The following is a 26,520-nucleotide window of genomic DNA, read 5'->3' on the forward strand; positions in this document are numbered from 1 at the left end:
TCCTACGGGCCCTGACGTAATTTCAAGGTAGGCGCGCCCATGGTTTAACAAACGTTGTCTAAAGCGTTTTAAACCGCTGTTGCCTAAGTAGTGGGCAAAGCTGCTTGTCCCGCGTGTCAGACAGTATGAGCAGTTGCGGTTTCAAACGCAGTTCTTGACGTGTGTTTTCAGGTAGTAGAGAACGTTGGTCTTACAGCATCTGAGGCAACGGGCTAAAACGTTGGATGACTTGCGACTGGCAACGCAATGGGACCAACATTGCGACACGTATGACGTACCGCATGGCTTAACGCCTTATCTACTTGACTATTGCAAAACATGGCACCCATCCACGTACCTCTGTTGATCCCGCCCAATCAAGAGCCGTTGTAGGTGGTCGTTTGTGCAGGGGTAGTAAGAATCGTTGTGTTTCCAGAGGCCTTAAGTCGGTGGTGCTAAACGCCGGGTAGATCGCGGCGGGCAACGCGGTTGATCCAACATGGCGACACGTATGACGTACCGCATAGCATCACGCCTTATCTACTTGGTTATTGCAAAACATGGCACCGATCCACCTACCTCTGTTGATCCGCCTAATCAACGAACTTTCGGGGAAACGGAATATGGTGATTCAGAGAGGTAAATCCTGGCTTTGGCGACAGGTTGTGCACTTCCGTGCCACTAAGCAGTGTCAGGTGTCTAAAGGTGTGGGAGGGCGCGCCCCTATTCGACCGACCCGTGGAGTTCCGCCAGGGGATCCGGCTTGTCGCTCGTACGACAATGGAACATTGGGGAAAGTTGGGGGTTAGGTGACATCCAGTGCGCTTCTGAGCGCTTTCAGTAGGGCGTCAATTCGCGCAGCGTCTGCACTGTACATGACTCGTTTTCCGTGCCGCTGGTCCATGGGGGAGTCGCCAATGATCACACCCAGTTCTTCCAGTGCAACCAATGCTGCGGCAACAGTGGTCCGGGAAACGTTGAGGTCCTTAGCGATTGTTCCCGTCTGCGCCGGCCCGTTCTTGCGGAGATATCCCAGGATTCCCAGGCGCGTCGTTGTGCCGAAGACGGCGGCAACTTCTACCAGTTGCTCGCTTAGACCCGCATCGACCACTTTAACCACGCCCTCAATCATGCCGCATCGAAACACCAAACACGCCAACTCATCATTTGACTTGTTGAGTTGGGATATGTTCAGATTACCCCATCGACTAGCTATGGGCACACAAAGCCACAAGGAGGCGCTCCGGTGAGCACCGTTAAGACTCGATCAAGCCGCAGGGCAAGCAGCACCGAATCGGCGCCGCCGGAGCCCCCGGCTTTTTCCGCGCCCTCAAAGCTGGCACGAAAGAGGCCAGCACTTGTGGCTCTTTGCATCGCCTTGGCTTTGGTCGGTGGCCTCGTGACATATTTCGGACTATCGGCCAACAACCAAGTGGCAGTGCTCGTTGCTAAAGACGGCCTAGTCAGAGGCCAGGAGATCACCGCCGCAAACCTGACCAGCATCGACATCGCATCTGATGCAGGCAACGGCGCAGTGCCAATCGAGCAATCCGGAACCGTCGTCGGTCAGCAAGCAACGGTAGACCTGCCCAAAGGCTCCCTCATCACCAAAAACAACGTCGGTCCCAACCTCGGGATAAAGGACGGCACTTCCGTTGTCGGTGTAGGCCTGACCACTGCCCAGGTCCCCTCACGCCAGCTCCAAACAGGCGACCATGTACGAATCATCAGGACCCCCACACAGGGCGGCCAGATCGACACCAAGGCAACGCCCGTGGCCGGAGTTGTCGACTCCACACGAGCTGACGATGTCAAAGGTTTGATCATCGTCGATGTCGTCGTCCCTACCGATGCTGCAGCCGAGGTCGTTGCCTGGTCAGCGTCGGGCAACGCGGGTCTCATCCTGGACCCCCTGCAAAACAGCGAGTCGGGGAAGTAAACATGGCAGCGATCTTCCTATGCAGTGTTACCGGCTCACCAGGAGTAACAACGACTGCGCTGGGTCTTGCAGAAGTCTGGCCCCGACCAGTCATCCTTGTCGAAGCCGACACAACAAAGCCCAGCAGCATAATCCCCGGCTACATGCAGGGCGCACTGGACAACAGCCGCGGCCTACTGCCGCTAGCCGTCCGGACTCAACACGCCGGACTCACCAACGAGGCGATGTGGGATCAACTGGTCCCTCTCGCCGCAGATCCCAACCGGGCAGACCCAGCGTCCGGAAAGTACTTACTCTCCGCAATCTCGAACTCAGCGGCAGCCCGAAACATGGTGGGACTCTGGTCAGACTTGGCTGTACTGCTGTCCCAACAATCTGACAGCGGCGTCGACGTCATCATCGACGCCGGACGATACACCCCTGAAGACGCCCGCACACCGCTCCTGCAAATGGCAGACGCGGTCCTCGTGCAGGCATGCCCCGTCCTGCCAGACATTGCAGCCCTGGTGGATCCGTTGGCCTCAATACGCGCGATACTCACCCGGGTCGGACACGAAGACTACCTAGGCCTGATCCTGAGGAAAACCGTCGTCGGTAACTACGGCGTCGGTGACATCGAGAAAAACCTGAAAACCCCCGCCGTCGGCAAACTCGGATGGGACCCAACAACCGCCGCCGTATTCTCCCAAGGAGCTCCCAAACCCAGATCCTTCAAACGCTCGGACCTGCTCTCCGGCCTCGTCGCACTCGCGGCTGCCGCTGACACGCAGATCCGGGACCGGGGACAGCGTTTGGGAAACCGTCCTTCCCAACATGAGGAGGCACGTCCGTGAATAACTTCGACGACACCCACAGCTTTGACCCGACGGCAATTCCCTTCTTCCAGTCCAACTCAACGACCCAGCCCGATGTACCTGCTACGCCTTTTCAAATTCCCGACGCAGCCAGAGCCCACCTTGGTCGGGCAGGTCGTACCCGGGTGAGCCCACCCAACCCGACGGCAGACATCCCCGCGGACGAGGTCAATCGACGAGTCGCAGCCTTTGAAGATGAAATCCGCGACGTTGGGCAGCCCTCCATCGGGGATGAGTCCTTCTGGCTTGCTGTAGCCGAATTCCGACGCAAAGCTGCAGACCGCCACGTGCAATCCCTTGAAGGCCGGCACGGACTCAACGAGGAAGCCCGCGAAGAGATGGGCCGGCAACACGTCATCGACGTTGTCTCTGAACACGTGGCCGAGCAGCTCCGTTCCGACGGCCAGCGCAGCGTGTGGTCGGACAGCTATCGCCAACAGGTCATCAAGGCGACCTTCGACCAGATGTTTCGACTCGGACGGTACCAGGAACTGCTCGATGACCCCAAAGTAGAGAACGTCCACATCCATGGCCACGACCTCGTGTTTGTCGAATACAGCGACGGCGAAATGGTCAAGGTTGCGCCAGTGGCATCCTCCGACGAGCAATTGATGGAGGACCTGCAGTTCTTCGCCAACCGCAACGGCGATGAGGCCAGGCCGTTCTCCTCAGCTCAGCCTGACCTGGATATGGATTTGCTGGGCTACGTTCGCCTCGCGGCTGTTGCGATGCCCATCGCGGAACGTCCCTCAGCGGTTCTGCGTATCCACCGGTACATCAACATCAGCCTTGACCAGCTGGTGGAATTCGGGACGCTCAGCCATGACATGGCCCACCTATGCGAAATGATCGTGAAGGCAAAAAAGACGGTAGTGATATCGGGTGAAGGCGGCGACGGGAAGACGACCCTGATGCGTGCCATGGCCGGGAAAATCGGACCGATGGAACAAATCGTGACCATCGAGAAAGAACGAGAGCTTCACCTGAAGCAGCTCCACGGACGCATCGTGCCACCCTTCGCGCTGCAATATCGCCCCGGCAGTGGAGAGCGGGACGCCTACGGTCATTCTCCCGGGGAGTACACCCTCGAAAAGTGCATGGAGAAAGCCCTGCGACTCAATTCCCGCCGCATCATGGTGGGTGAAGTTCGCGGTCCGGAAATCGTCTCCATGATCCACGCAATGCAGGCCGGCGCCGGAACCATGAGCACCACCCACGCGGACGGGCCAGATGACTGCATTGACCGCCTCGCAGGGCTCGGCATCGAGCGCTACGGAAAGTCCTACATGATGGAGCAGCTCGGCCGGCACATCGACTTTGTGATTCAGATGGGCAAGGGCGTCGATCAAGACGGAAACGCCGTGCGACGTGTGACCCACATCAGCGAAGTGCTCCCGGCAGAAGGGGAGCGCGGCGTTGCAACACAGGATGTCTTCCGTCTGGACCCGGGGGACCGGCAAGCACATTTCCGCCGGCTGCCGTCCAACGAAAGATTGCTGCAGGACCTCATCCGGGCAGGACTTGATGTGTCCCGGTTCAGGGAAGGCCAGCAATGACCCCGGCAATCCTCACAGCACTGGGCGTAGTCCTGGGACTCGGCGGGATCTTTGCTGCCTTGCTGACCTTGGTTCCATCTCCGGAGAACACAGCAACGAAGGCGCCAGGACGGCTTCAGATTCGCCTCCAGAGAATGAGGACAGGAGTTTCCCGCAGGACACGCATCCTCCTGTTAGTGGGAGCTGTCACCGGCGTTGTGTTCTGGTTCGCTACAGGCTGGGTAATCTTCATCGTCGCCATCCCATTAGCCATCCTGGGAATGCCCGCAATTTTCTCGGACCAAGGTGAAAAGACCCAAACCGACAAGCTGGAGGCCATCGAAACTTGGACGAGAAGCTTGTCCGGGTTGATTGTTACCGGCACCCCACTAGAACGGGCCCTGACTTCGTCCCTGTCCAACGCCAAACCCGAAATCTACCGAGATGTGTCCAGACTGGTGGCTAGGTTGGAGGGTCGCTGGCCGACGATGGACGCCCTCCAGGCCTTCGCCGACGACCTAAATGATCCAACGGGCGATTTGGTGGTCATGAATTTGATGCTCGCCGCCAAGCAGCGCGGGCAAGGGCTTGTAAACGCCCTCAATGACTTGGCTCAAACCGTCTTCGAGGAAGTCCGGGTACGCCGACAGGTCACATCGGACCGCTCCAAGCCGCGATGGAACGCCAGGGTCGTTACCGGCCTGACAATCGGGCTGCTGCTGGCCATCCCGTTTATGTCAGCGTTCTCCGAACCATACAAATCCCCCATTGGCCAGATCATGTTTGCCGGATGGCTCGGCATTATCGCGCTGATCCTCGTGGCCATGAAACAAGTGGTCGCCGCCCGACCAATACCGCGAATGCTTGTGAACACCGGAAGGAGGTCCTGATGATTATCTTTGTTGGCGGTGCGTTGATAGGCCTCGCCGTATCTCTGGTGGTCGCCCAGGCCTTTCCTTCCCGGCCCAAACTGAGTGCTGCCCTGGACCGTTTGGGAACAACCACTGCTGCGACTGACGGTGGTCGTCGCACCCTCGAAACGCGCGTCGCATCATGGGTTATCCAGCGGCTGCCAGCCATTCCAGGGTTTAGCATTCCCGAAATGGACTTGGCCCTTGTGGGCACGACTGTCCATAAGTTCATCTACACCAAGGCCCTGTGGGCCGTAGGTGGATTCACTTCGATGATCCTCATGGGACTCTACGTCCAAATACTAGGCATTCTGCCCTTCGCGATCCCTGCCGTATTCGGGCTCGTTGCAGCGGCTACGGCCTGGTTCCTTCCGGACATCTTCCTCAAAGACAAGGCTGCTGCGGCCCGCAAGGAGTTCGTTCGGTGTGTAGCGGTCTACTTGGAGCTCGTCGCTGCTGAACGCCGCAGCGGTAAGCCGCCGGCAATTGCCTTGGAAAATGCTGCAGCCATCGGCAAAGCCTGGCCCTTCATCCGAATCAATCAGGAACTAACACGGTCCCGGTACGACCACACTCAGCCGTGGGACGCATTGGTTGCTCTATCCAAGGACATCTCCGTGCCGGAACTGGGGGAGGCAGCGAAGATCGTCCGCCTCTCTGGAGACGACGGAGCATCCGTATACGAGGCGCTCCGATCCTCAGGACAAGGCCTGCGAGTCAAGATGCTCAACGAAGAACACACACGAGCAAACAAGGCCTCCGAAAGGGTCACCATCCTGATTTCGGTACTGGCCCTCATCTTCGGCGGCGTTCTTATGACACCGCTCATTCTCAAAATCATGTAACGCTGGCCCCTTCGAATGAAGGCCAAGGATACGAACTCAACAACCAACAATTTAGGGAGCAACAGTGAACACCGTAATCAAGATCTACCTTCTGGCCCGAATCCTCATCAACGGGTTGCGTGAAGAAGCAGCAGAACGCTTCGGCCGCCTACGCCTTCGGGCTGAAGCAGGCGACGGTGCGGCCGGGTGGGTGCTGATTCTGATCGGCGTAATCGCAATCGCAGCTATCGTCATTGCCGCCGTCACCGCCTTCGTCCAGTCAAAGACTGCCCAACTCCAGTAGAACGAAACCAACCCTTGAAGAAGACGAGAAACCACATGACCGAAGGCAGAGAACGCGGCAGCGCGCCCGTGGAATTCGTTCTCATCATCCCGGTTGTGCTCTTGATCTTCTTCGGCATCATCCAGGGATCCCTGTGGTACCAAGCCCAGAACGTCGCCCACGCGGCGGCGGCCGCCGCCTACAACGATGCACGGGTCAGCAACGGCTCATCCGGTAGCGGACAAGCTGCCGGAAGCCAAGTCATTGCAAACCACGGCGGCTCTCTCAAAGGGGCCTCCGTATCGGTCAGCCGTACAGCCGACCAAGTCAGTGTCACCGTCACGGGAAGCGCCCCGACCATTGTTCCAGGGTGGGGCGGCCCCTCAGTGACACAGACAGTGTCCGGACCTACAGAACGATGGGTGAACCGGTGAAGATGATCCGTGAATTGCTTAGACGATCCGAGGAGGGGAGCTCCTCGGTGTCCTTCGTGATCATCGCTCCCGCCATCGTCTTGGTAATTGGGTTCTTGATCTTCGCGGGGAGGGTATCCGTGGCAGGGAATGTTGTGGAAAGCTCGGCAGCGGCTGCTGCCCGTGACGCTTCTCTGGCCCGCACGGAGGCAGGGGCCCGGGCCAATGCGTCCGAAGCTGCTCTGCGAGTTATGACCCAGCAAGGAGTGACCTGCTCCAGCCTGAATGTGGACATTGATACCTCCGGGCTTCGCGTGCCCCTGGGAGAAGTAGGAACCGTGAAAGCCACGGTGACATGCCAGGCCAATCTCAGCGACATCGGGATCCCCGGGATCCCTGGAACCAAAACCCTAACCAGTGCTGCGTCGTCCCCCGTGGATGCCTTCCGGCAGAGATGAGAAACCACTTGATTATTCGAATCAGGAAGACGCTTCGGACGGCCAAGGAAAGGGGCGACGCCGCCGTGGCATTTGTACTGCTGGTCCCCGTCCTGATCCTGGTCGTCGGCCTCGTCGTGGACAGCGCAGGGCAATTCCAAGCAACTGAACAAGCAACAACGATCGCCCAAGGCGCCGCACGAGCCGGAGCCAACGGGGGCGTAAACGCCAAGCTCCCAAGCAGCGGGGCGGTCAACATCTCAGCAGGCCAATCCATCGCCGCCGCGAACAAGTATCTGGCAGCTGCAGGCGTATCTGGTTCCGTTGAGGTCAGCGGCCAGACAATTACCGTCACCGCGCAAAAGGAATACAAGCCAAAATTCCTATCACTCTTCGTCGGCACCCTCCATGGAAAAGGGACCGGGTCGGCGCAGTTACTGAGCGGGCCGTGAACAGTCATGCAGCAGAAGCACTTCAAAACTCCGGTCGTCCCCTCCGATGCCGCACCTGTACCACCGGGAACGATGCTCCGAGAGTGTCGGACCCTTCTACTAGCGTTGGCCTCGTGAGTATCCGGCAGCGCCTCTATCCATGCCCGGACCAGAGGGCGGTTTTGGTCGAACACTGCCACCATCATCGTTTTGTCTACAACATCGGGCTGGAGCAGCGTTCGCTGTGGAGGCGTGACAAGCATCTGCGGGGTGAGCTGTCGTTACCGAAGGTTTCCACGCTGACGCAGATGCGGGAGCTCGCTGAGCTGCGCGGGGAACTCGACTGGCTTCGCGCCGGCTCTTCCAGTGTGCAGCAGGCCGCACTGCGAGACTTGGAGCGTGCATTCCAGGCCTTCTTCTCTGGTCGGGCGAAGTATCCATCATTCAAGCGTCGCAACGACCGCGAGGGGTCATTCGTCGTCCGAGACCTGGCTGTGAAACGGCTCAACCGGAAGTGGGGAGTGGTGAACGTCCCGAAGATCGGGAAGGTCCGGTTTCGTGTGTCCCGGCCCTGGTACTGCATCAAAGCCGCAACCAGTGCTCGGGTCACCCTTCGCAACGGCCACTGGCACATCGCCTTCACGACGCCGCCTGCCGCGAAGATAGAAGCCCGAACAAATGCTGTCGTCGGAATAGACCGGGGTGTGAAGAACACACTCGCCACCTCGGACGGAAAGATGCTCCAAGCGCCCGCCTTGACGGACAATGAGCAATTGAGGTTCCTCGCCCTCCAGAAGCAGCTGGCCCGGCAACCCAAGGGGTCCAACCGTCGTGGGCGGACACTCGACAGGATGGGCGTACTGCGGACTCGTCTGGAGCAACGCCGCGGAAATTGGGTAGAGCAGACAACCACAACCCTCGCGTTTGCCTATGAATTCGTTGCCGTTGAAGACCTCCGGATCCGCAATATGGTTAGGCGCCCGCAATCGAAGCCTGACCTAGACACAGATAACCCGGGCGCGTTCCTTCCCAACGGGGCACGAGCGAAGGCCGCGCTCAACAAGGCGATATTGGCTTCCTGCTGGGGCCGGCTTTTAGACCGGCTCGGACACAAGATGCCCGACGGGGCCGTGGTCCGGGTGGATCCGAAGAACACAAGTCGAACATGCGCCGTTTGCGGGCACTGTGCACCTGGGAACCGTGAGAGCCAAGCGGTCTTTGAGTGCATAGCCTGTGGTCACGAGGCGCATGCCGACTTCAATGCAGCCGCAGTCATCCTTGATCGCGGATTAGCAACACTGGCCCCGGGGCACGGGGCGTCAGGACGTAGAGGTCCAGCGGTTCACGCTGGCAGCGTCAACCAATCGGCCGCGATGCAGCCGAGAATCCCCGACTTTCAGTTCGGGGAGGATGTCAAAGGAAAAGGAACCGGGTCAGCGCCGTTATTGAGCGACCCACGAGAGAGGAACAGATCCATATGCAAACCAAGAGTTTGAGCGCCCCTTCGATTGGCCTCGCAGCCCTTACGGTTGGCGTCTTGCTCCTCACCGGCTGCACGCAACCTTCGCCCACTCCATCGGCGACCGTTACAAGCAGCGAGACACCTACATCCACGTCACCTACCGCCAGCGCAGCGGCAACCGTGGCCGCGCCGAAGGACTCTGCTGAAGCTATTGCCGCCGCGACGGCTGTCACCAAGGAGTACTGGGCGATCACGGACCAGATTCTCAATGACGGTGGAAAGAACCCGGAGAGAGTCGATGCTGTCTCAACGGGGGCGGCACGGACTTATGTCCACGATGCAGCTGCTCAGGTTCTAGCAAAAGGTGTGAGCGTAGGGGGAAGCCGGGCCGTGTCTGTAACTCAGTCCTACGCATCTGATGCGACGCCTCCGGGGGGTGCCACGATCAAGAACGGGTTTGTTGGGCTCACGGTATGTAACGACATCAGCGGCAGTAAACCTCTGAATGCTGATGGAACACCGGGCAACAAAGGGGACGTGATGAGGGCAGCGGAAAACATCGAAGTGACCTACGACCCGGCGGCCAGCAAGTGGACGGTCAGCAACTACATCTTGCCAACGGGGGCGGTCGTCTCATGCTGAAAAAATTTCTGACCGCCTTGACGGTCGCACTCATTGCAGTAATCGTTCCATTTGTTTCGGTGCCAGCAGCTTTTGCAGATGGTGTTCGGTGCAATCTGGGGACTTGCTCTGTAACGCCTCCTCCGACGCCGGGGACGCCTGGTGGGGGAACTGTCGTGGTTGCGGATCCAGTGACCGGGTTTACTCCGGGGCCGACGTCGTGTTTCCGCCAGGGTGCGGAGGCTACTAAGGAGAATGAGATTCCTTGTAGTGATCCTGAGCGTGGGGCATATCAGCCTGATCGCGGTTGCTACATGAAGTTGCAGGATCCTCAGGCTGCTCCGCCTGCCGGTGACACTGCTGGTGATGGTGCCTGGTACGTGTGTGTGGATCCGCCGTGTAAGGCTGCTCCTGCTGGTGGGGGTGGCTTGCCGTGTGTCACTTCGGTTTCGGCTCCTCGGTGGTTGACGACTCCGCCGCCAGGGATGAACACGCTTACCCCGGGACAGGCGGCTGCCGCTCTGATCAAGACTTTCCAGTTGAAGGGTGTTGAGATCGGGTCGACCACTGAGGAATCAGGCAAGGGCGCAGTAGGTCTGCCCGTGTGGCTGTGGGTCAAGAACCAGGGTGACGCCCTTGCATGGGGTCCTTACGAGAAGACGGCAACGCTTGGCGGTGTGACGGTGACAGCCACTGCACGGGTGGCCAACGTTGCCTATTCGATGGGGGATGGGCAGACCGTGGTTTGCGCGAACCCTGGCACTGTTTACCTCGAGGGCAACGGCAATACGGACAGTCCCACCTGCGGGTACCGGTACGCGACGATGTCGCCTTCTAACGGTGTACAGCCGTATACGATTACCGCGACGTCCAACTGGGAAGTGTCCTGGACTGCTACAGGAGGCGCCAGTGGTGCGATCGCTACCACGACTCAAGGCCAGATGCAGGCGAGGATCGGCGAGTTGCAGGCCGTCAATGTAAAGCGCTGAGCGAAGCGCGAAGTTGGTTTTGAGGTCTGACAGCAACGGATAAGTGACCATGGAGAGAAGAGCGTTGGGGAAAAGTAAACGTCTGCGGAACCAGGGAACACGGGCGGAAACTGTCACGTACTGGCATGGTGGTACGGCCGGAAGGGCGGTCGGTGAGGTGCTCGTGCCTGGAGTGCAGGTCCCAGGGTACGGTTCGGTGCTCGCTGGGATAACGGGATCGAAGAAGCGCTTCCGCGATTATCGGCCTGACTACGTGTACGTCACGACAGACCGTGATCTGGCGTTCGATTTCGCAGTCAGGCATCTGACCCTGGGGCTGGATTCCGCGCTCTACAGAGTCTTCCCCCAAGGCAAGCCCTCTCATGATCCTGACTACCCAGTAGGTGTTTCTTTCCGGTGCAGGTCCGCAAACGTCCTAGCTGTGGAGCCGGATGACTTCGATGCTTCCTCGGTGGAATCAGGGGCGGCCCGTAAGTATATGACGTGGGACGATGGCACGCCCCTGTATGACCATGAGGGGTACGCGCTGCCTAACCAACTGCAGCACCACTTTGGGATGCGGCCACAGCACCTTAGATCCTTGGGGAAGGCCGCTGAATTCCCACTGATCCACCGCCGCTGCTCTGAAGTACTGCAACAGCTGGTCCCGGGCTTTTCTCAAGCGCACGTGGACCGCTACTTCCAGCTCGCTAACCGAGCCCGCCCCTGAGAGGACCCCATGACGACGATCCTGATTGTTCTGGTTTGTGCCGCGTCCGCGCTGTCACTCATAGGTGGCTGGCGACTTCTCACCTCCTCTGAAGCCCGGCGAGAGCTCGGACTGGGCCTTGTGGGCGCTGGTGCAGTGGGAGCCGCTTCGCTGTACCTGCTCGCGGGCTAGGGCCCGTGGACAGCCAGGGAAGTTCGGCAAGCCCACGAGAACAAGTTCAAATGTGCCGGGCCACGGCCAAAGGACCAGGTCCGCAAGACTTTGGGGGAATTCATTTATGGAGAGTGCCAAGAGCCTGATCGACGGGCAGGAATGGGACGCTGCCGATTTCTGGGCGCAGAAGGCCCTCCACGACGATGAATGGTTCGCCAAATGGACTAAGCGAAACAAAGCCTGGGTGTGCATCGGCAACGGATGCCAGGCCATCGCATACTTCCGCAGCCCAGCACGCAACAACGGATCCCCAGCGTTCGGATCCCGGCATCACACACCCGAATGCGACTTCCGCACGCGCACCATCCCAACCGAAACAGACGAACCGGAAGACGCCGCCGAGGTCGACGCCGTCTACAACGACGGCACGGAGCTGACCATCCGCTACGACCGCCCACGAAAAATGTCAGTGACCGGCGTCATCGAAGACGAGGGCGGAACTGCCGGACCGACGGGAAGGAGCCGTCGAGCCTACGTCCTGGAAACCTCCAACCCCACCAACCAGCAGCGCACATCCGGCCTCGCCACCCAACTGAAAAAACTGCGCAACAGTGAGAACTACCCGGCCCCGAACTTCAGAATCACGGTCCCGGGCCGGGGACGGGACGTCCTGGCGACGGACTACTTCTGCCGGTTCGAGGACGCAACCGATCAACACACAATGCTGCGGGCCACCGGTGAGGCGCCCCTCATGGCGTTTTGGGGGGTCATTGCACGCCCAACCCTCACTGGGGATGGGACCCTTTTCCTGAACCCCGGACAGCCCAGCGAAGAACTCATGACAGTCCTGCTGCCGCCGGTCGTCGCAAGCGAATGGCTTGGATACTTCACGGACCTGACCGACCCGACCCAACTCACCGGCTGGCATCTCATCGTTGAAGGCAGACTGCGCAAGGGCAGGCATCGGCTCCATGTTCGCCTCGAAGAGATCGCGAAAATCGACGTCCTACCGCCACTCAAGTAAAGGGCGGTTTCCAATGATCGCCGCGACAGGTTTCCTGTGAACATACATGGAAAACGGCCAGATAGAGGATCACCGAGGGTGGCCGCTTGAGCGGATTCACCTATTTCGGACGCGACACGTGGTGGTGTTGTCTTGCCGGCCGTTGCGCAGGCTCCGACCCATGAAGACGCAGCTGTAAAGCCGGCGGACAGGACAGTAACCCGCTGCGAGGACTAATTCCATGCGGAGCTCCTCATCGAGACACGAGGAACATTCAGGTTGAGGAGACTATCCACTGAACTCAGCTATGAAAAGCGGCGACTACTTTGGAAGCGAGAGCGAGGTTGCCATTATCGCCGGGATGGGTGCCGTCGACGAGTTGATTCGGTTCCAGGGTACGTTGCCCTGATGAGGACAGACTTCTTTGAGTCACCAATCTATGCGGGAGCCAGCCAGTGCGGGCTACCCGGAGTGATCGTTCTCCTGAAGCTTGTACTCCTCCCAAAGGATACTGAGCCGAGAGAGGCTTGGTAGAACCACGTGGGCGCCCGCGGTGAGAGAGAGCCGTATGTGACGGGATGGGCGCCCGTCCGAACGGAAGTCCCCGCCGTACCCGACCAAGACGTTCCGAGCGTATGCAAACCTTACAAAAGACGCAGCGTCTGCCAAGGGCAGCCGGATCCACATTGATGGACCAACATTGGCGCCTTCGACCCGCCAGTCTTCAAATGACTTTTGGATGAACTCCGCCGCCTGGTGGCGTGCAGCCTCAAGAAATGCTCTGCGCACGTTTGCAACCTCACGGTGCTGCCGAAGCAAATCTGGCAAGGACCAGTTGGGCCGGGATGGAGGATCCTGAGTCGATTCTGCCTTTAGCCCGCACCAGCGATCCGACGAGAGATTCATGGACGCGGACCCATCCCAGGCGTAGTCCACCCCAATAGAGTTTGTTAATGAGCCCACGGCGACGATATTTGGGCTGTGAGAGAGCCGTCCGATGGCGTGCGGCGATGGAGAAGGGTGGAAGTCAGCTAGTGCACGGTCGTCCACGACAGTGACGCCCTGTTCCGCAAGTTGCGCCAGAGCCCCCCGATCGCCTTTTGACAGACTGTGCCCGGTGGCTGCATTGCACGTGGACATTACGACGACCATTGCCGCCCCGAGCTGCAGGGCTCGACGGTACATCCCTTCAACATTCGTTGTCCCGTCCTCAGAAATGGGTGCTCCGACGACACGAACTCCGGCGCCCCGAAGGAGGCTCACAGCTGTCGGGTAGGCGTAGGCATCGACGATCACCACGTCGTCGGGTCTGAGGAAGAAATCAAGGCTAGTCGGTCAGGCACCTACGCAGGAGAACAAAGGCCGTTATACCAGCAGCACCGAGATTTCGGAGCACGTGCTTCTTGTCGGGAACTCACCACTGACCACGGGAAGGTCAGGAGGGCACACGAAACTCAAAGCTCGCGGGCTTCGTCGGCGGACGGAAAGATCATCGGATCCAGCCCCGCCTCGGATACTAGCTAGCTGAGCATGGACTCAAAAGTACGGTATGCCGGGAGCCGTCTCATCGCTATCTGACTCAGTGCACCTAAACCGTCGCCCTGTCGAAACCCGGAAGCGGTCCTAAACTTTCGCCGGCCTTCTCTTCATGAATACCTGGAAGTCACGCTTGCCTTGCGTCTTGTCCCAGTTGTCCGAGCTGGCGCGCCCAAACTTCTCGACATAGGAAGCTAGGACTCGATGGGAAGTGGTACGGGGAAGCCTGACTGGTCCTCCGAATTCGGTTAGCTTCCTGTACGGGGCACCCATGAGCTCCAGGAATTCCGTCACCACGGCAGTGCCCAGGGTCGTCAAAGCCGGTTCCAACACGTCGATGAATGTGATCGGGTCAGCTTTCCCGGCTGCAAGGACCCGGAGGGACGCTTCGTCAAGTTCTATGTGGTTGCTGTGCGCGTAGCTAGCTACCTCCGTAAGGGCGGATCGGCCTGCCCCCGGAGCGAATTCGGGCAGGCGTCGTATCACCGCCGTTTTAACGTGCTCAGGTACTGTGTCGCTTGTCATCAGAGGTCCAAGGTCCCTTGAAGGTAGGTGCGCGGGACTCATGTACTTGGGAAAGTTTTTTGACTGACGGATTGCGAACTCTCGCGTGTCCCAGGCGAGGCCCACAGCGGAGTCAAACGATGTGACCGCATCTACAACGATCTGGTCCCGGATCAGCACACCAAGAAGTTGGCCCTCGGCAACCTGGACTTGTGCGATGGAGATATAGTCTTCGAGCTCGAGGCCTCGGACCAGACGACTCTTGGCTTCTGGCTCCAAGAGGGTTTCCTTCGCGTTGAGGATGGTGACGGCGAGCGCCTCTTTGTCGTCTTCCGTTTCTTCTTCGTAGTCCTGAATTTTGTCTGAGGCGTTGAGGAGGGTAGCCAGAGCCTCATCGACGACACCGACAGTGTCGCAGTAGTTTTTGAGATTGGCGAAAGACGGAATGAACCGAGCTTGGGTCGCGAGTGTTGGCCACAGGCCGCTGCTGACGTTTTCGAGACTGATGATGCGACAGTCCGGTGATGCACCAGGAATCAGAGCTTTAGCCGATGTGCCATCTACTGCCAGGGCTTCCTCAAGGATTTCAACGAACCGGTCCGCAGAGCTGATCGTGTATGCGGGTGGGTTGGTGTTGGCTATGAGTTGTGCGTACTTGGTGGCGTTGTTTAGGACGTGGTTGTAGACGGTGACGTCGCTGTCTTTGATGGCATTCAGTGCCAGATTCGTCTGTCCATCAAGTGCAACTCGCAGGTTGGTTCTTGTTACGTCATAGAGGCTGTGTTCTACAGCGAGCTGCTTGAAGTTCTTGTTCAGGGTCGTGATGGTGGGGAACGATATTCCAAGGGAGACCATGATCTTCACCAGCGCATTGGTCGGTTCAGCGGATTCGTCTTCTGTCGTGAAGACGTTCATTGAGGTGTAGTTTTCCTCTATGAACGGTTGGAGTCCATCAAGGTTGTAGTCGATGTACTTTTCTGTCCCGGACAGGGCCGCGTTGATCAACGTAGCTTTCACAGCAGTTGTCGCATGCAGCTTGAAGATCCGCTGAAAGATGTCGGGTGCGTTGGGGGCCATCCGTTGGCAAAGGGCGGCCGGGTGTTTTCCGCCTCTTAGGTAAACCTGCAAGAATTTTCGCTCGTCTTGGCCAGATGCGGCGGCAAGATTGCGAACAATGGGGTCGCATCGGGAGTCGCCTTTTTCAAGGAGGTAGTCGAGGATACTCAGGCTGTACATGCTTCGTTCACCCAGGTTAGCGGCGGCATCGCTGAGTACCGCTTCTATGTCTTCCGGCTTCGAAAGCTCGTAGTAGATGCCCAGGGTGTTGGGGTGTACATGATGGATGATGAAGTTCATTGCCTGCAGGCTGATGTGAACTCCCTGGAAGTGTGAAGTGTAGAGGGCAAAGTTCCTGTCGATATAGCCGTGGGCGACTAGGTCAACTGCCAAACGTGATTCCAGGAGCTCGTTGCAAATTTCATTGAAAGCCCATTCCTTGCTTCGCCGGTCAAGCTTGAGCTCAGGGTGCTGGATGAGTTTGGCCATATCAGCGCTCATCAGCACGTTGCGGGTATGCTCGATGGTTTTGAAGCGCATGTCGAGCTTGAAGCGGTTGTGCTTTTCCCATTGACCGGGGGACAGGTCCTCACCTAGTGCCTCGCTTACGTCCTCGAAGGTGAAGAAGGCATTATGCCTTCCCCGGGCTGTGACGGCGAGGGTTTCCCTTGTTTCGGTGTATTTCCGCCAGAAATCAGGCGTGCGGACCGTGCTGATGGGGAGGGCACCCGACTTCCAAGATACGGATGTGACCATGTCGTACGGTTCGCTCATATTCTGGTTCTGATGCCGGAAAGTGCGCTCGAAGTATCGCTCCAAGGCCTCGCCCAGAGATTCTGCCATCGACTCTGCGGATGCTTGGCGGGAGCGCTTGGCGCGGATATCTTCGGCTTCCTCGTCCAGGTTGGCCACGTTCTCCTCTACCAGGGCCCGGCTGGCAGCATAGAGTTCATCCAACTGGCTGGTGCCAGCCTTAATCCGCTCAAAATCGGAAAGATGGATGTTCTTGTAGACAACCATGGCGAACAGGGAATCGGCGTTCAGCCCCTCCAGCCGATCTGTGGGCAGCAGCAATTGCTCCCGGAAGACTGCGAACTCGTTATGGATGTTTTTGAGAAGACGCATGTCCACGATGTGCCGTGCAACCAAGTTGGTCAGGTCCCGTGAGATCTCGAAACCGGACTTTTCGAGCATGTCTGTCAGGTGGTCGCGGGAACTGCGGTGCGTGATGAAGGGGACCACCGGTATGACGATGTCAAAGAACTTCGTCCGGTTCGCCCGCTCGGTTTCCGCTTTGGCGGCGTCAAAGGTCTGAGCTGTGCCCTCATTCTTTGAAGACCCAGCCCCCTCGGTGCCGAGCTGCTCAAAGATGCTGTCTTTGATGGCGTAAATGAACCGGATGTTCCGATCGAGCTGCGTTGAGTTGTTCAGGATGGTGTTCAGTTCCCGAAGTGTTTGGAAGATGTGCGGATCCTCGAAACGGTCAATGTCTTCGAAGATCACGACGTCGTACTTCGTAGCTTGGAAAAAGTGGACGATTTCGTCCAGGTACTCATCGAAGTAGCTGCCGGCTGTGTTCGATAAGGAGATGGTCGCCGGGCCCGCGACGAACTTATCGACCCAGAGGCGGTTATGGAAAACCCGTCTCACCCCGAAGAACACCAAGGCGACGAACACAAAAAGTGCCAAGTGCATCCCCAGCCGCCCGGCAGGTAAGGTGCCAGCGAAGTTGATCCATCTATCAGTGAAACGGGTGATATATCCCAGAACGACCAAGACTGCTGAGCCCATTAATGCTGCACCGAGCTCTCGCCGCCACTGGAAGGACCCAATGCGCCGGTATCGGGAACCGGGAACTTTCTCCTCACGATAGAGGAGCTGCTTCACCAGTTCCTTTTGGATCCGGTTGGTCTTAGAGACCGGGGGCGTTTCCTCGTTGGAGGGCTCGTCGCCCAAAGTCGATAGCGCAAGGCTGATGATCCTGTTCTGAGGACTTTGCTTTTCCCACAGTTTCCAGGAAGCCTTTCGCGCTGGTTCACCGCCGTCTAAGGCCTCCAAGATGCTGCTCTTTCCGCTGCCGTAACCACCCGTCAAGGCGATGTTGCGGATCCGGCCCGAGTCCTCGCCCTCAAGGGCATTCTTCAGATGGCGGACGTAAGCGCCGTGCTGCGCCTCGTCATACCCAGGCGCCAAGAGAAGTAACCCTGTCGAAGAGTCTCCAGTTGCCGAAGTTACTGGCTCCTTGGTGGGAGATTCGGCTACATGCTCAGGGTCTTCCGTGTCTTCGCTCTCGGAAACGGTCTGAGCAACAGAGGTGTCCATGCCAAGAATCCTATTTGGCAAATGCCTCATTTCTTGACGGCAACCGCACAGGCGCTCTGCCCGAATGAGCTGAACGTGCAGCAGCGATTGATGGTTCGGAAAACTCTTGTGATGTTTCAGCTAGAACCTGAGCGCAAGGAAGACCTCATCATTGATGCCCGATTGGTGGTCACTTGAAGCTGGCGACCTGCCATCGAGTCAGGCAGCTTCTCTACGCCCTCAGTGAGTAAACCGGCATGTTGCGACCCATCAGCGAAGCTAACTTGCGGGTGTTACCGACGGACGCAAATCTTCGCGCCCGAGAACCAAGAGCTCCAGCCCGGCTTCCAGGCACTTGCGCTCCGCGAGGACCCGCGTCTCATCGCTTATCTCATCTGGCGCGGCCATCAGATAGACGTCCGCTCCCAGTCTGCTTGCGACAGCGACGTCTTTTTGAAGCTGCTGATCCGTAAATTCAGACGCCGAGGTTTTCACCTCGCCGACGGCGAATTGGCCTCCATAGAGGCCGATCACGTCTGCCTCGTTTTTTACGTCATCGTGGAAAACCATGTCCACGCCGGGCAGGAACCAAGAGTGGGCTTCCTTCCGGGTTAGGGCGGAAATTGTGAGTAGATGGGGGAAAACACCTTGATCGCTGGCACGATCAACAAGACCATCCAATCGATAGAAAATGGTAGGTCCCGATGGAGTGCGTGTGTAATGCTGCGAGTCGTCACACGCCGGGCATGTCGCCTTGGATTTTGCGACGACAGTGTCCAACTCCAGGAAGCTAGACGTATGGCAAGTAGTGCACTTAATTTCCAACCCGCGTTCGGCCCAACCAAGTTCGCAAAGGCGCTCCAACGCAGCTGCTGCCTCCGGCCCCTTCATGCCTTCAACCCTAGTTACGTTCTTGTAAGCCCTCTTGCCTAGGACGGCCCAGCTTTGGGCGAGCTCCAAAATCTCTCTACCCAGTTCTTGCTCGCCCAGAACCTCAGCTAACTCCCGTGTGAGGCTCTTCGAACGAGGTGTTGTAAGTGCGCGGATAGCTTCGAAAAGGTTTGGCTCGAGCAGGGCATCCATTTCATTCCCACGTCGCTGAAAGGCAGCGGCCAGACTCCCCTTATCTGAGATTGAATGGCTTCTGACTTGGTCTTGAAGGAGTACCGCCAACACTTCAGGCAGGCGAGGAACATTCAAGTCAAACTTGAACTTTGCAGTTGCGTAGGCACCAACTTGAAGGGAGCCATCCCGCCACGATGCTCCGTCGATGATGAGCGAGGCAACACGATCTCTCCGCGGAAGCCCGTCAAACATCCGGCTTTCCAGCTGGACCAGGGTACCTCCTTCGACGACGAAGGTAACAGGCGAGTCGAATGCAACCGAGCTCTCCTGACCAGTGAGAAAGTGGGCGTCAGCACCCAGCACTACGCCGTATCTGCGATCGAAGTTAATGAACCTACGAACATCTGGGCGAACTGTATAAGAAAAGGGTGCCTTTCGTCGTTCAGTTGTCACGGGAAAACTTCGTGACGTCGTTATCTCGGACTCTTCACGTCGGAGGTGGAGACTCTCAGCGAGATCGTGCAGTTTGGCTTCGGGAGTGCTCAAACTTGTGACAATCACATCAGTTGAGAATTCGTTGGGCCGGTCCAGGCTAGAGAGCAAATGTTTGTCAAACTCCCAATGGAGGACGTCCTCGTACGGGACTAGGAAGATCGGCATGTTTGCAAAGGTGCGTGGACTAAGTGCCCGTGCATTCCAGAAGTGCCAATTGTCCTGAAGGTCGTCGCCACTCGTGACCCACAAGACTGTTGGCGTGCTAGGCACGGCAGGGCTTGCATATGTTTCGTTCAGAGAGACCATGGTTCTGTCCAGCCACGTATGGCCCAGAAGTTGGTCCCGTGCGATTCCATCAGGACTCTGATTAGCCAATGCAAGGTCCTGATTCTTCATCAGATCTAGATGTTCGTCTGATAATTCTCCTGCTGCCACGGCTTGCCACAACTCGCTGGAAGGCTGGCTGACTGCCCAAGATGTCGGGTGAGCGGGAGCTTCCAGCCAGCTGGGATGGGAGGTCAACCTGACTGGACCGTAGTTATCAATGTGGACAATCGATACCCACGGCAGGCCGAGTTCGGACGCTGCGGCTTCGGCCTCATCTATGCTGAGGTCGACGTTCACGAGTCCCTCAACAGCTGAGATGGAAACAATGTATTTTGTCCACTCATCAAGTTGACCTTCTTCACCAACTGGAAGGATAGGCTCAGTCACCCCACCCCACCGCGTGCTAGCTTCCTGGATAGCTCGCCGGAAGCCCGTACGGCTGTCGGCCTTCACTAGATAGGCCGCGCGGGCAGGAAGTATGGTAGCTCGAACCGGAACCAGACCTTGATATTCGACTTCGCTCACAAGAATAGTCTTCCAGCCTCATGAGCAATCTAAGGCATGCATCGCCAGGTTCGGATCGATCAGATATATCCACTCCGGGCCAAAAAGAATACCTGAGAGCGACAAGCAGGCCCTGAATGAAGACCCGCATCGTGGCAAGGAGTGAGTGATTGTCGGCGGGTGGTGAGAGTATCTGGACATGATGTTTGAGGATGACCGGACAGCCGTTCCGCGCGCTTATGTGGCGCTTCCCCACGACCACCTCTATGAGGACCATGACAAGGACCTGGGGTCGGCCATCACCTGGTGTCTGAGTCACGCCGATGGGGATCCGCGCGGTGTCGGGATCCAGTCGGGCGGTCGCGACGATCTGGAGGACGCGCCTATGCTCGCTGCCTTGGTCAAGGCAGGGGCAAAGATTTACACGGACTCCCGCGGAAAAATCGATGCGCTTCCGTCCGGGCCGGTGTTCATGTACCGGCCGCAGCCCGCGCACTTGTGGCAGGTGGAGAGGAAGCGGATGCCCTCGGCCGTTCTGGCATTCGGCATCACAGGACCTGCCCATCACGACCGGCACTATGGAACTGAAGGGATGGTCGGGGCTCAGCCGTGGATCACGGCGTTCAAGCCAGATCATCTTGGCGGCCCGGTAATTGAGGTCAAAGACCCGGTCATCGCTGACCCCGTCGTCGCAGCGGCCATGGACACGTTCACGAACAGCATCAATTCCAGCACCGGCCTATCCCACAGCAGCGACCGCTCCACCGTGACCGAAGGGCTGACCAAGCTCAAGGCAGCTGGCCACCGGTTCGACCCCAACGATCTGTTGGCCGGGGCGTTGGCGCGCAACTGGAGAGGTGAGGCAGCACTGGAACTGGTGACATTGGCTACTGAAATCAACGCCGGCAAGAAGAAGCGCTTCGACACCAGGCTCAACCCCGACATCTTGGAGATCTGGCGGAACAAAGCCGCGAAGGTAGCTGGCTAAAGCCCGAACCGCTACAAAATCCCACACTATCCGCTTTTATCTTGAAATATGGATAAAAGCCGATAGTGTGGGATTCATGATCCTGAACGCCCCTAATCCCTTCCGGCCCGGCGCTGGTCGGGTGCCCCCGGAGCTAACCGGCCGATCCAACGTGCTCGCCGACTACACAGCCGTTCTTGGTTCCGTGGCAAGCTCTGGAGAAGGCGAAAGGCCCTGGATCATTTCCGGGCTCAGGGGCGTCGGCAAGACTGTGCTGCTGAACCAATGCGGCAGAGACGCTATCGACGCCGGATGGATCGTCATCAAACTCGAAGCCTCCAGCAGCCAACCACTGGCCGTGCAACTGGCCAAGGAAATCTATGTAGCTCTCCGGAAAGCGGCCACGGCGTCGGAGAAAGTCAAAAAGGCATTCAAGGGAACCTTCGCGGTTTTTCGGTCCTTCCAGATCAAGGTCGACCCGAACGGTACCTACGGATTTGGTTTCGATGTCCAGGCTGCAGCCGGTAAGGCCGACAGCGGACAGCTCTCAACGGATCTGGCCGAAATGCTTGAATCACTGGGCCTAGCCGCCCGAGCCGCCGGAACCGGTGTGCTGCTGGCAATAGATGAACTGCAGGAAGCGCCCACCGCCGACCTGGAGGCAATGAACGTCGCCCTCCACCAGCTGGGGCAGGACCTCCGGCCCGTACCGCTGATGTTCCTCGGCACAGGGCTCCCCTCACTGCCAGCAGTCCTGGCCAAAGCCTCCAGCTACGCCGAACGGATGTACCTCTACCGGACCCTGGACGTACTGAGCCCAGAGGACACCAAAGAAGCCCTCCTCGCCCCCTCCCAACGCGAGCGCGTGACCTGGTCCGCCGGGGCCTTGGACATGGTCCTGGAAACCTCCGGCGGCTACCCCTACTTCGTACAAGCCTGTGGCAAACACATCTGGGACGTCGCAGCATCACGAACGATCGACATCGACGACGCCCGCATCGGAATCGGCAGGGCACGCGACGAAGTCGACGCCGGCCTCTACAAATCCCGGTGGGAACGAGCAACCAGCGCCCAACAGGAATTCATGAAAGCCATGGCCCGGGACAACGACACTCCCTCCCTGGTCAGCGAAATCGCCGCCCGCCTCGGCAGGGCCCAAACAGCGATTTCCGCCCCGAGACAATCCCTTATCCAAACCGGGCTCGTCTATACACCCCGCCGCGGATACCTGGCCTTCACCGTCCCCGGCATGGCCGACTACATCAACAGGCACGGACACTAGAGGCAAATCATGAAAAATGCCCTCTCCAAACGCCTGGACCAGGAAACCTCACGGATGCGCGCCAGCGACGGATTCAATCCCTTCCCCCTCGCCATCGCAGCAGCCATAGGTATGGCCGGATACGTCCTCATTGCCAGCTCCGCAGGGGCCGACGTTCCTTCAGCAGCGCGGGCAGCTGTCCTGGTCGCAGTGCTGGTCTTTGGTGTCTGGGTAGGGTGTGTCGACGCACGGTCCCACAGGATCCCGGACGCCGTGACCATTCCCATGGCGGCCGCCGTCGTTGCCGGCGTCACCACCTGCACGCTGCTAACCGGTGACTGGGCGCTCGCCGGGCAGGCATTGCTGGCCTCGGTGGCACTGGGCATCATGTACCTGGTGGCGGCCATCGCCGGGGGCCTCGGATTGGGTGACGTCAAGCTCGCCGCGATCCTCGGACTTGCCCTGGGTTTCAACAGTTGGACGACGGTGCTGTGGGGCGGCCTGCTTGGCCTGGTGTTTGCTCTTCCGCACGCGCTCGTAGTCCGAAAATCCCGCAGGCTCATCCCGTTGGGCCCTTACATGGCAGCCGGAGCAATCGCTGCGCTGGCGGCTGATCTCGTCAAGGCATGGATGGTGTCCTGATGCCCCGAATGGTAAAGCGTCCGGGAATGGCACCTACGTGCCGTAAGTGTGTAAACCATGTCCCACGAAAGGGATCATTGTGAAAATCGTTAAGGGACTGGCTTCCCTGGTACTGCTGCTGGTGCTGGTCATCGGCATCCCGGCGGTACTGGTTCTGATTGTCGGGAATCCTCTGCCATCAGGGGAGACCCTCCAAAACCTGCTCACGACGCCCGACTACGGCGGCCGCTTCCTATTCGGGAGCTTCCTGCCGATCGTCGCCTGGGTAGCGTGGCTGACCTTCGCCGCCTCAGTGATCGTCGAAGTCCCATCGGCCGTCGGCGGGATCCGGGCTCCAAGGATCAAAGGGCTGGGTGCGCAACAAGCACTGGCTGGTGCCTTGATCGGCGCCGTCCTTCTTATGTTCACCGCAGGCTCGCTCATCTCCGCGCCCAAAGCCCAGGCAACTGCCCCGGAACCATCGGCAACCCAGATCTCCGCCCCCGTGAGCGTCGAAGCCAACACACAAAACAAAGCCCCGGCCCTCAACCAAACACCCGAGCGGACCAAAGCACTTCCAAAACACACCGTCGTGGCGGGGGAGTCGCTCTGGTTGCTGGCAGAAACCTATCTAGGAGACGGCGCCCGCTACGGCGAAATCGCGGAGCTCAACTACCGCGTAGCCCAAGCCGACGGCGGGGCACTCTCCGACGGGCACTGGATAGAACCCGGTTGGGTCCTCAACCTCCCGGCGAGCGCACAGGCCGTTGAGAAGCAAGCCACCACGCACGTAGTCACTGAAGGTGAATCCCTGTCGTCGATTGCCGAGCACTACTACGGAGACGCCGGGGCCTTCGAGCAGATTTTCAAGGCATCGCAGGGCGTGGCCCAGCCCGGCGGCGGATCTTTGACGGACCCCGACGTCGTACTTCCGGGATGGGTGTTGACCGTGCCCGCTGCTGCGGTGGTTGCGTCGGCCTCCGCCGCGCAAGCGGCCACGCCCCCGGCAGTTGCAGCTGAAGTTCCGCCGCCGGAGGCAGTTCCTGCCCCTGCCGTGGAGGCCCCTGCGGCTCCCGCCGCACCCGTAGAGACCCCTGCGCCCGCGGCCCCGAGCGTGGAGCCCCCAGCGCCTGCAGTGGAGCCAGCCCCCGCTGCGGCGTCACCCATCCCGGGGGCGTCGTTGTCCAGCGGACCTGTTGCAGCAGATGAGGCAGAAACAGTCGAAGAGATACCTGTGGATTCTTCAGCTGAGGCCGAATTTCCGGTTCGAACCATTGGCGGGATCGGCGCGCTCCTGGCCTCCGGACTCCTGTCCGTCCTGGGACTTCGCAGAATCGCACAGCGACGGCGGCGCCGTGCCGGCGAGCGCGTGGCTGTACCTTCACGTGAAGACGAGAACCTTGAGCTTCAACTGCGGGCCGTCGAGGAGCCCAAAACCATCGACGACCTGGACCGGGCACTGAAGTTCCTCGCTGTGTGGGGACAGGACCACTCCATAGCTCTGCCTCAGATGTTCTGCGTTAGAGTCGCTGCCGACGAAATCGCGATCTATCTGGCAGCTCCGGCAAAGCTCCCAAGCCCGTTCGTTGCCGTCGATGACAGCAATACCGTCTGGACAATTGAACCGGCGACCATCGGAGATCTGGACCGCGAACCGACAGCACCCTACCCCGCCCTCGTCACGGTCGGGCAGGACGCCAAGGACGCTCATTTGTTGATCGACCTGGAATACGTTGGAGCCCTCGGAATTGCAGGTGAAGAGGAACTTGTCTCCAACGCTCTGACCGCGCTCGCCGTGGAGCTTGCCACCTCGAAGTGGGGTGAGCAGCTGCAGGTCACTATGGTGGGTGTCTCCGATGAACTGCCTGCTGCGCTCTCTACGGGCAAAGTCCGCCACGTCGATGACATGGATGCCCTTTTGGTGTTGCTTCGCGGGAAGGCCAAGGCAACGAAGGAGGCGTTCGCGCGCCTGGGGGTCAGCGGGGTCGAAGAGGCCCGGACCTTGGGTCGGGATGCAGAAGGTTGGATGCCTGAGATTGTCATCCTGGGCCAGCAGCCGTCAGCGTCGCAGCGGATTGAGCTGGAAGAGCTGGTCACCGCAATCCCACGGATCGGTATTGCCGCGGTGAGTGCCGGAAAGGTGACAGGGGATTGGGAGATCCGTATCGGCTCCAAGGGCTCAGCGACGCTTGAGCCCCTTGGGCTGGAGATGGTCCCGCAGCTCATTACCGACGACGAGGGCAAGAAGATCATGTCTTTGCTCTCCGTCGCTTCCCAGGACTGCCAGCCGGGCCCGGACTGGGCTGCCAGCAGCACCCAGGACGATATTGCCGTTGAAGATGTACCCGTGGCGGCGGCCGAAGCCGGGCAGGAGGAGCGCAAACTCTACGCCCTGCCCCCTGAAGATGCTGCTGTGGCTGAGCCCGTCCCCGAGGTCCAGGAGGAGGAGCCGGTCCCGTCGGAGCTGGTGGCTCTTATCGATCAGATTGACCCGGCAGTTGAGGGTGACGGAGCGCCGATCATTGCAGTGTTGGGCACGGTCTCGATCATCAACCCCCAAGGTGAGGCTCCCCGGACGCCGGGATCCGGATCCGTGTCCGCGGCCGCTGTGGCACGCTGCACGGCGCTGGCAGCCTTCCTGGCCTTGAATCCAGGGGCGTCGATGGAGACCTACCACGAGGCATTTTGGCCGACGGCTGATCCGAACGGGAAGACGGCTTCTTCGAACCGGAACAAGCTCTCCAACCTGACAAGGAACTACTTGGGCCAGCGTGCCACCGACGGCGAAATGTACTTCCCGCACGTAGGGCCGGCCGACGGCTATAAGCTCCACCCGGACGTCACAACGGACTGGCACGTCTTCTTGGATCTCATCGGCGAGGACCTGGCCAGGACCAGCACGCCGCGCCTTGTGGCAGCCCTCCGCTTGGTCCGTGGCCGGCCGTTCAGTGGCGTCAAAGACCAGCTCTACACGTGGTCAGAGCACGTGATTGATGGCATGCTTTCGGGCATTTGCGATGCGGCTCATGAACTGGCCAGAAGGTCCCTGACCACCGGAGATACGGCCAACGCACGGCTGGCAGGATCCGTGGGCAGGATTGTGGATCCGGCCAACGAGCAAATGTGGCGGGACGCCATCCTGGCCGAGCACGCAGCGGGTAATAGCGCTGGCGTCGAGGAGCTCGTGTCAAAGCTCCACACGTACCTTGATGGCTTCAACGAAGACTACGAGCCAGACGAGGAGACACAGGAACTCATTGAGGAACTCCGCCGTCACGGCCACCCGATCGCGAGCTGAATAACCACGGCGAGGACCGGACCAGAGCCAAACCCTCAATTA

The 26,520-nt window shown here is 59.1% G+C and carries 21 protein-coding genes and 1 pseudogene; 18 read left to right on the forward strand and 4 right to left on the reverse strand.

Annotated features, from left to right (window positions below; all coding sequences use genetic code 11):
• Window positions 1-784: 784 nt before the first annotated feature.
• Window positions 785-1,099, reverse strand: coding sequence for a helix-turn-helix transcriptional regulator (locus GVL04_RS06550; protein WP_159701375.1), 315 nt, complete (start codon window positions 1,097-1,099; stop codon window positions 785-787).
• Between the two features lie 240 nt (window positions 1,100-1,339).
• Here GVL04_RS06550 and GVL04_RS06555 point away from each other — a divergent pair, with 240 nt between their 5' ends.
• The 14 genes from GVL04_RS06555 (at window position 1,340) to GVL04_RS06620 (ending at window position 12,564) form a co-directional block, all read left to right on the forward strand.
• Window positions 1,340-1,918, forward strand: a complete 579-nt coding sequence (locus GVL04_RS06555; RefSeq protein ID WP_159701378.1) for an SAF domain-containing protein — start codon at window positions 1,340-1,342, stop codon at window positions 1,916-1,918.
• A gap of 2 nt (window positions 1,919-1,920) precedes the next feature.
• Window positions 1,921-2,751 (forward strand): hypothetical protein, encoded by an 831-nt coding sequence (locus tag GVL04_RS06560; RefSeq protein WP_159701381.1) that lies wholly within the window; start codon window positions 1,921-1,923, stop codon window positions 2,749-2,751.
• The gene (locus tag GVL04_RS06565; protein ID WP_159701384.1) at window positions 2,748-4,328 is read left to right on the forward strand and encodes a CpaF family protein; all 1,581 of its coding nucleotides are present in this window, start codon (window positions 2,748-2,750) and stop codon (window positions 4,326-4,328) included. The genes GVL04_RS06560 and GVL04_RS06565 overlap by 4 nt, the downstream gene beginning before the upstream one ends.
• Entirely contained in the window at window positions 4,325-5,197 is an 873-nt protein-coding gene (locus tag GVL04_RS06570) for a type II secretion system F family protein (RefSeq protein ID WP_159701387.1), read from the forward strand. Before GVL04_RS06565 ends, GVL04_RS06570 begins: the two co-directional genes overlap by 4 nt.
• On the forward strand, window positions 5,197-6,063 hold the full coding sequence (locus GVL04_RS06575) for a TadC protein (RefSeq protein ID WP_159701390.1): 867 nt from the start codon (window positions 5,197-5,199) through the stop codon (window positions 6,061-6,063). The genes GVL04_RS06570 and GVL04_RS06575 overlap by 1 nt, the downstream gene beginning before the upstream one ends.
• Window positions 6,064-6,127: 64 nt before the next feature.
• On the forward strand, window positions 6,128-6,346 hold the full coding sequence (locus GVL04_RS06580; RefSeq protein WP_159701393.1) for a hypothetical protein: 219 nt from the start codon (window positions 6,128-6,130) through the stop codon (window positions 6,344-6,346).
• Between the two features lie 35 nt (window positions 6,347-6,381).
• On the forward strand, window positions 6,382-6,759 hold the full coding sequence (locus GVL04_RS06585) for a TadE family protein (RefSeq protein ID WP_159701396.1): 378 nt from the start codon (window positions 6,382-6,384) through the stop codon (window positions 6,757-6,759).
• Window positions 6,760-6,761: 2 nt separating this feature from the next.
• Window positions 6,762-7,196, forward strand: coding sequence for a TadE/TadG family type IV pilus assembly protein (locus GVL04_RS06590; RefSeq protein WP_327785616.1), 435 nt, complete (start codon window positions 6,762-6,764; stop codon window positions 7,194-7,196).
• Window positions 7,197-7,261: 65 nt separating this feature from the next.
• Window positions 7,262-7,627, forward strand: coding sequence for a pilus assembly protein TadG-related protein (locus GVL04_RS06595; protein ID WP_159701402.1), 366 nt, complete (start codon window positions 7,262-7,264; stop codon window positions 7,625-7,627).
• Window positions 7,628-7,740: 113 nt separating this feature from the next.
• On the forward strand, window positions 7,741-9,102 hold the full coding sequence (locus tag GVL04_RS06600; RefSeq protein ID WP_159701405.1) for an RNA-guided endonuclease TnpB family protein: 1,362 nt from the start codon (window positions 7,741-7,743) through the stop codon (window positions 9,100-9,102).
• Window positions 9,103-9,248: 146 nt separating this feature from the next.
• Window positions 9,249-9,710, forward strand: a complete 462-nt coding sequence (locus GVL04_RS06605; protein ID WP_159701408.1) for a hypothetical protein — start codon at window positions 9,249-9,251, stop codon at window positions 9,708-9,710.
• 464 nt (window positions 9,711-10,174) lie between these two features.
• Window positions 10,175-10,678, forward strand: coding sequence for a hypothetical protein (locus GVL04_RS06610; protein WP_159701411.1), 504 nt, complete (start codon window positions 10,175-10,177; stop codon window positions 10,676-10,678).
• A 718-nt stretch (window positions 10,679-11,396) separates the two neighbouring features.
• Window positions 11,397-11,558, forward strand: a complete 162-nt coding sequence (locus GVL04_RS06615; protein WP_159701414.1) for a hypothetical protein — start codon at window positions 11,397-11,399, stop codon at window positions 11,556-11,558.
• Window positions 11,559-11,664: 106 nt separating this feature from the next.
• Window positions 11,665-12,564 carry a hypothetical protein gene (locus tag GVL04_RS06620; RefSeq protein ID WP_159701417.1) on the forward strand — a complete coding sequence of 300 codons (900 nt, stop codon included), beginning with the start codon at window positions 11,665-11,667 and terminating at the stop codon, window positions 12,562-12,564.
• 441 nt (window positions 12,565-13,005) lie between these two features.
• On the opposite strand, the pseudogene GVL04_RS24935 reads toward GVL04_RS06620, so the two are convergent.
• The 3 genes and pseudogenes from GVL04_RS24935 to GVL04_RS06635 all read right to left on the reverse strand — a co-directional run.
• Window positions 13,006-13,857, reverse strand: a pseudogene (locus GVL04_RS24935) (aminotransferase class I/II-fold pyridoxal phosphate-dependent enzyme); the annotation flags it as partial.
• A 309-nt stretch (window positions 13,858-14,166) separates the two neighbouring features.
• Window positions 14,167-17,961, reverse strand: a complete 3,795-nt coding sequence (locus tag GVL04_RS06630; RefSeq protein WP_159701423.1) for a hypothetical protein — start codon at window positions 17,959-17,961, stop codon at window positions 14,167-14,169.
• A gap of 258 nt (window positions 17,962-18,219) precedes the next feature.
• On the reverse strand, window positions 18,220-20,352 hold the full coding sequence (locus GVL04_RS06635; RefSeq protein WP_159701426.1) for a hypothetical protein: 2,133 nt from the start codon (window positions 20,350-20,352) through the stop codon (window positions 18,220-18,222).
• Between the two features lie 178 nt (window positions 20,353-20,530).
• Here GVL04_RS06635 and GVL04_RS06640 point away from each other — a divergent pair, with 178 nt between their 5' ends.
• The 4 genes from GVL04_RS06640 to GVL04_RS06655 all read left to right on the forward strand — a co-directional run bounded on the left by GVL04_RS06640 (window position 20,531) and on the right by GVL04_RS06655 (window position 26,478).
• On the forward strand, window positions 20,531-21,319 hold the full coding sequence (locus GVL04_RS06640; protein WP_159701429.1) for a hypothetical protein: 789 nt from the start codon (window positions 20,531-20,533) through the stop codon (window positions 21,317-21,319).
• 76 nt (window positions 21,320-21,395) lie between these two features.
• Entirely contained in the window at window positions 21,396-22,580 is a 1,185-nt protein-coding gene (locus GVL04_RS06645; protein WP_159701432.1) for an ATP-binding protein, read from the forward strand.
• Window positions 22,581-22,589: 9 nt separating this feature from the next.
• A complete protein-coding gene (locus tag GVL04_RS06650) occupies window positions 22,590-23,201 on the forward strand; it encodes an A24 family peptidase (RefSeq protein WP_159701435.1) in 612 nt (203 codons plus the stop codon).
• Window positions 23,202-23,280: 79 nt separating this feature from the next.
• On the forward strand, window positions 23,281-26,478 hold the full coding sequence (locus GVL04_RS06655; protein ID WP_159701438.1) for a LysM peptidoglycan-binding domain-containing protein: 3,198 nt from the start codon (window positions 23,281-23,283) through the stop codon (window positions 26,476-26,478).
• Window positions 26,479-26,520 lie beyond the last annotated feature (42 nt).

The sequence above is a fragment of the Arthrobacter sp. 18067 genome (assembly GCF_902706295.1).
In the GTDB taxonomy this organism is placed as follows: Bacteria; Actinomycetota; Actinomycetes; order Actinomycetales; family Micrococcaceae; genus Arthrobacter.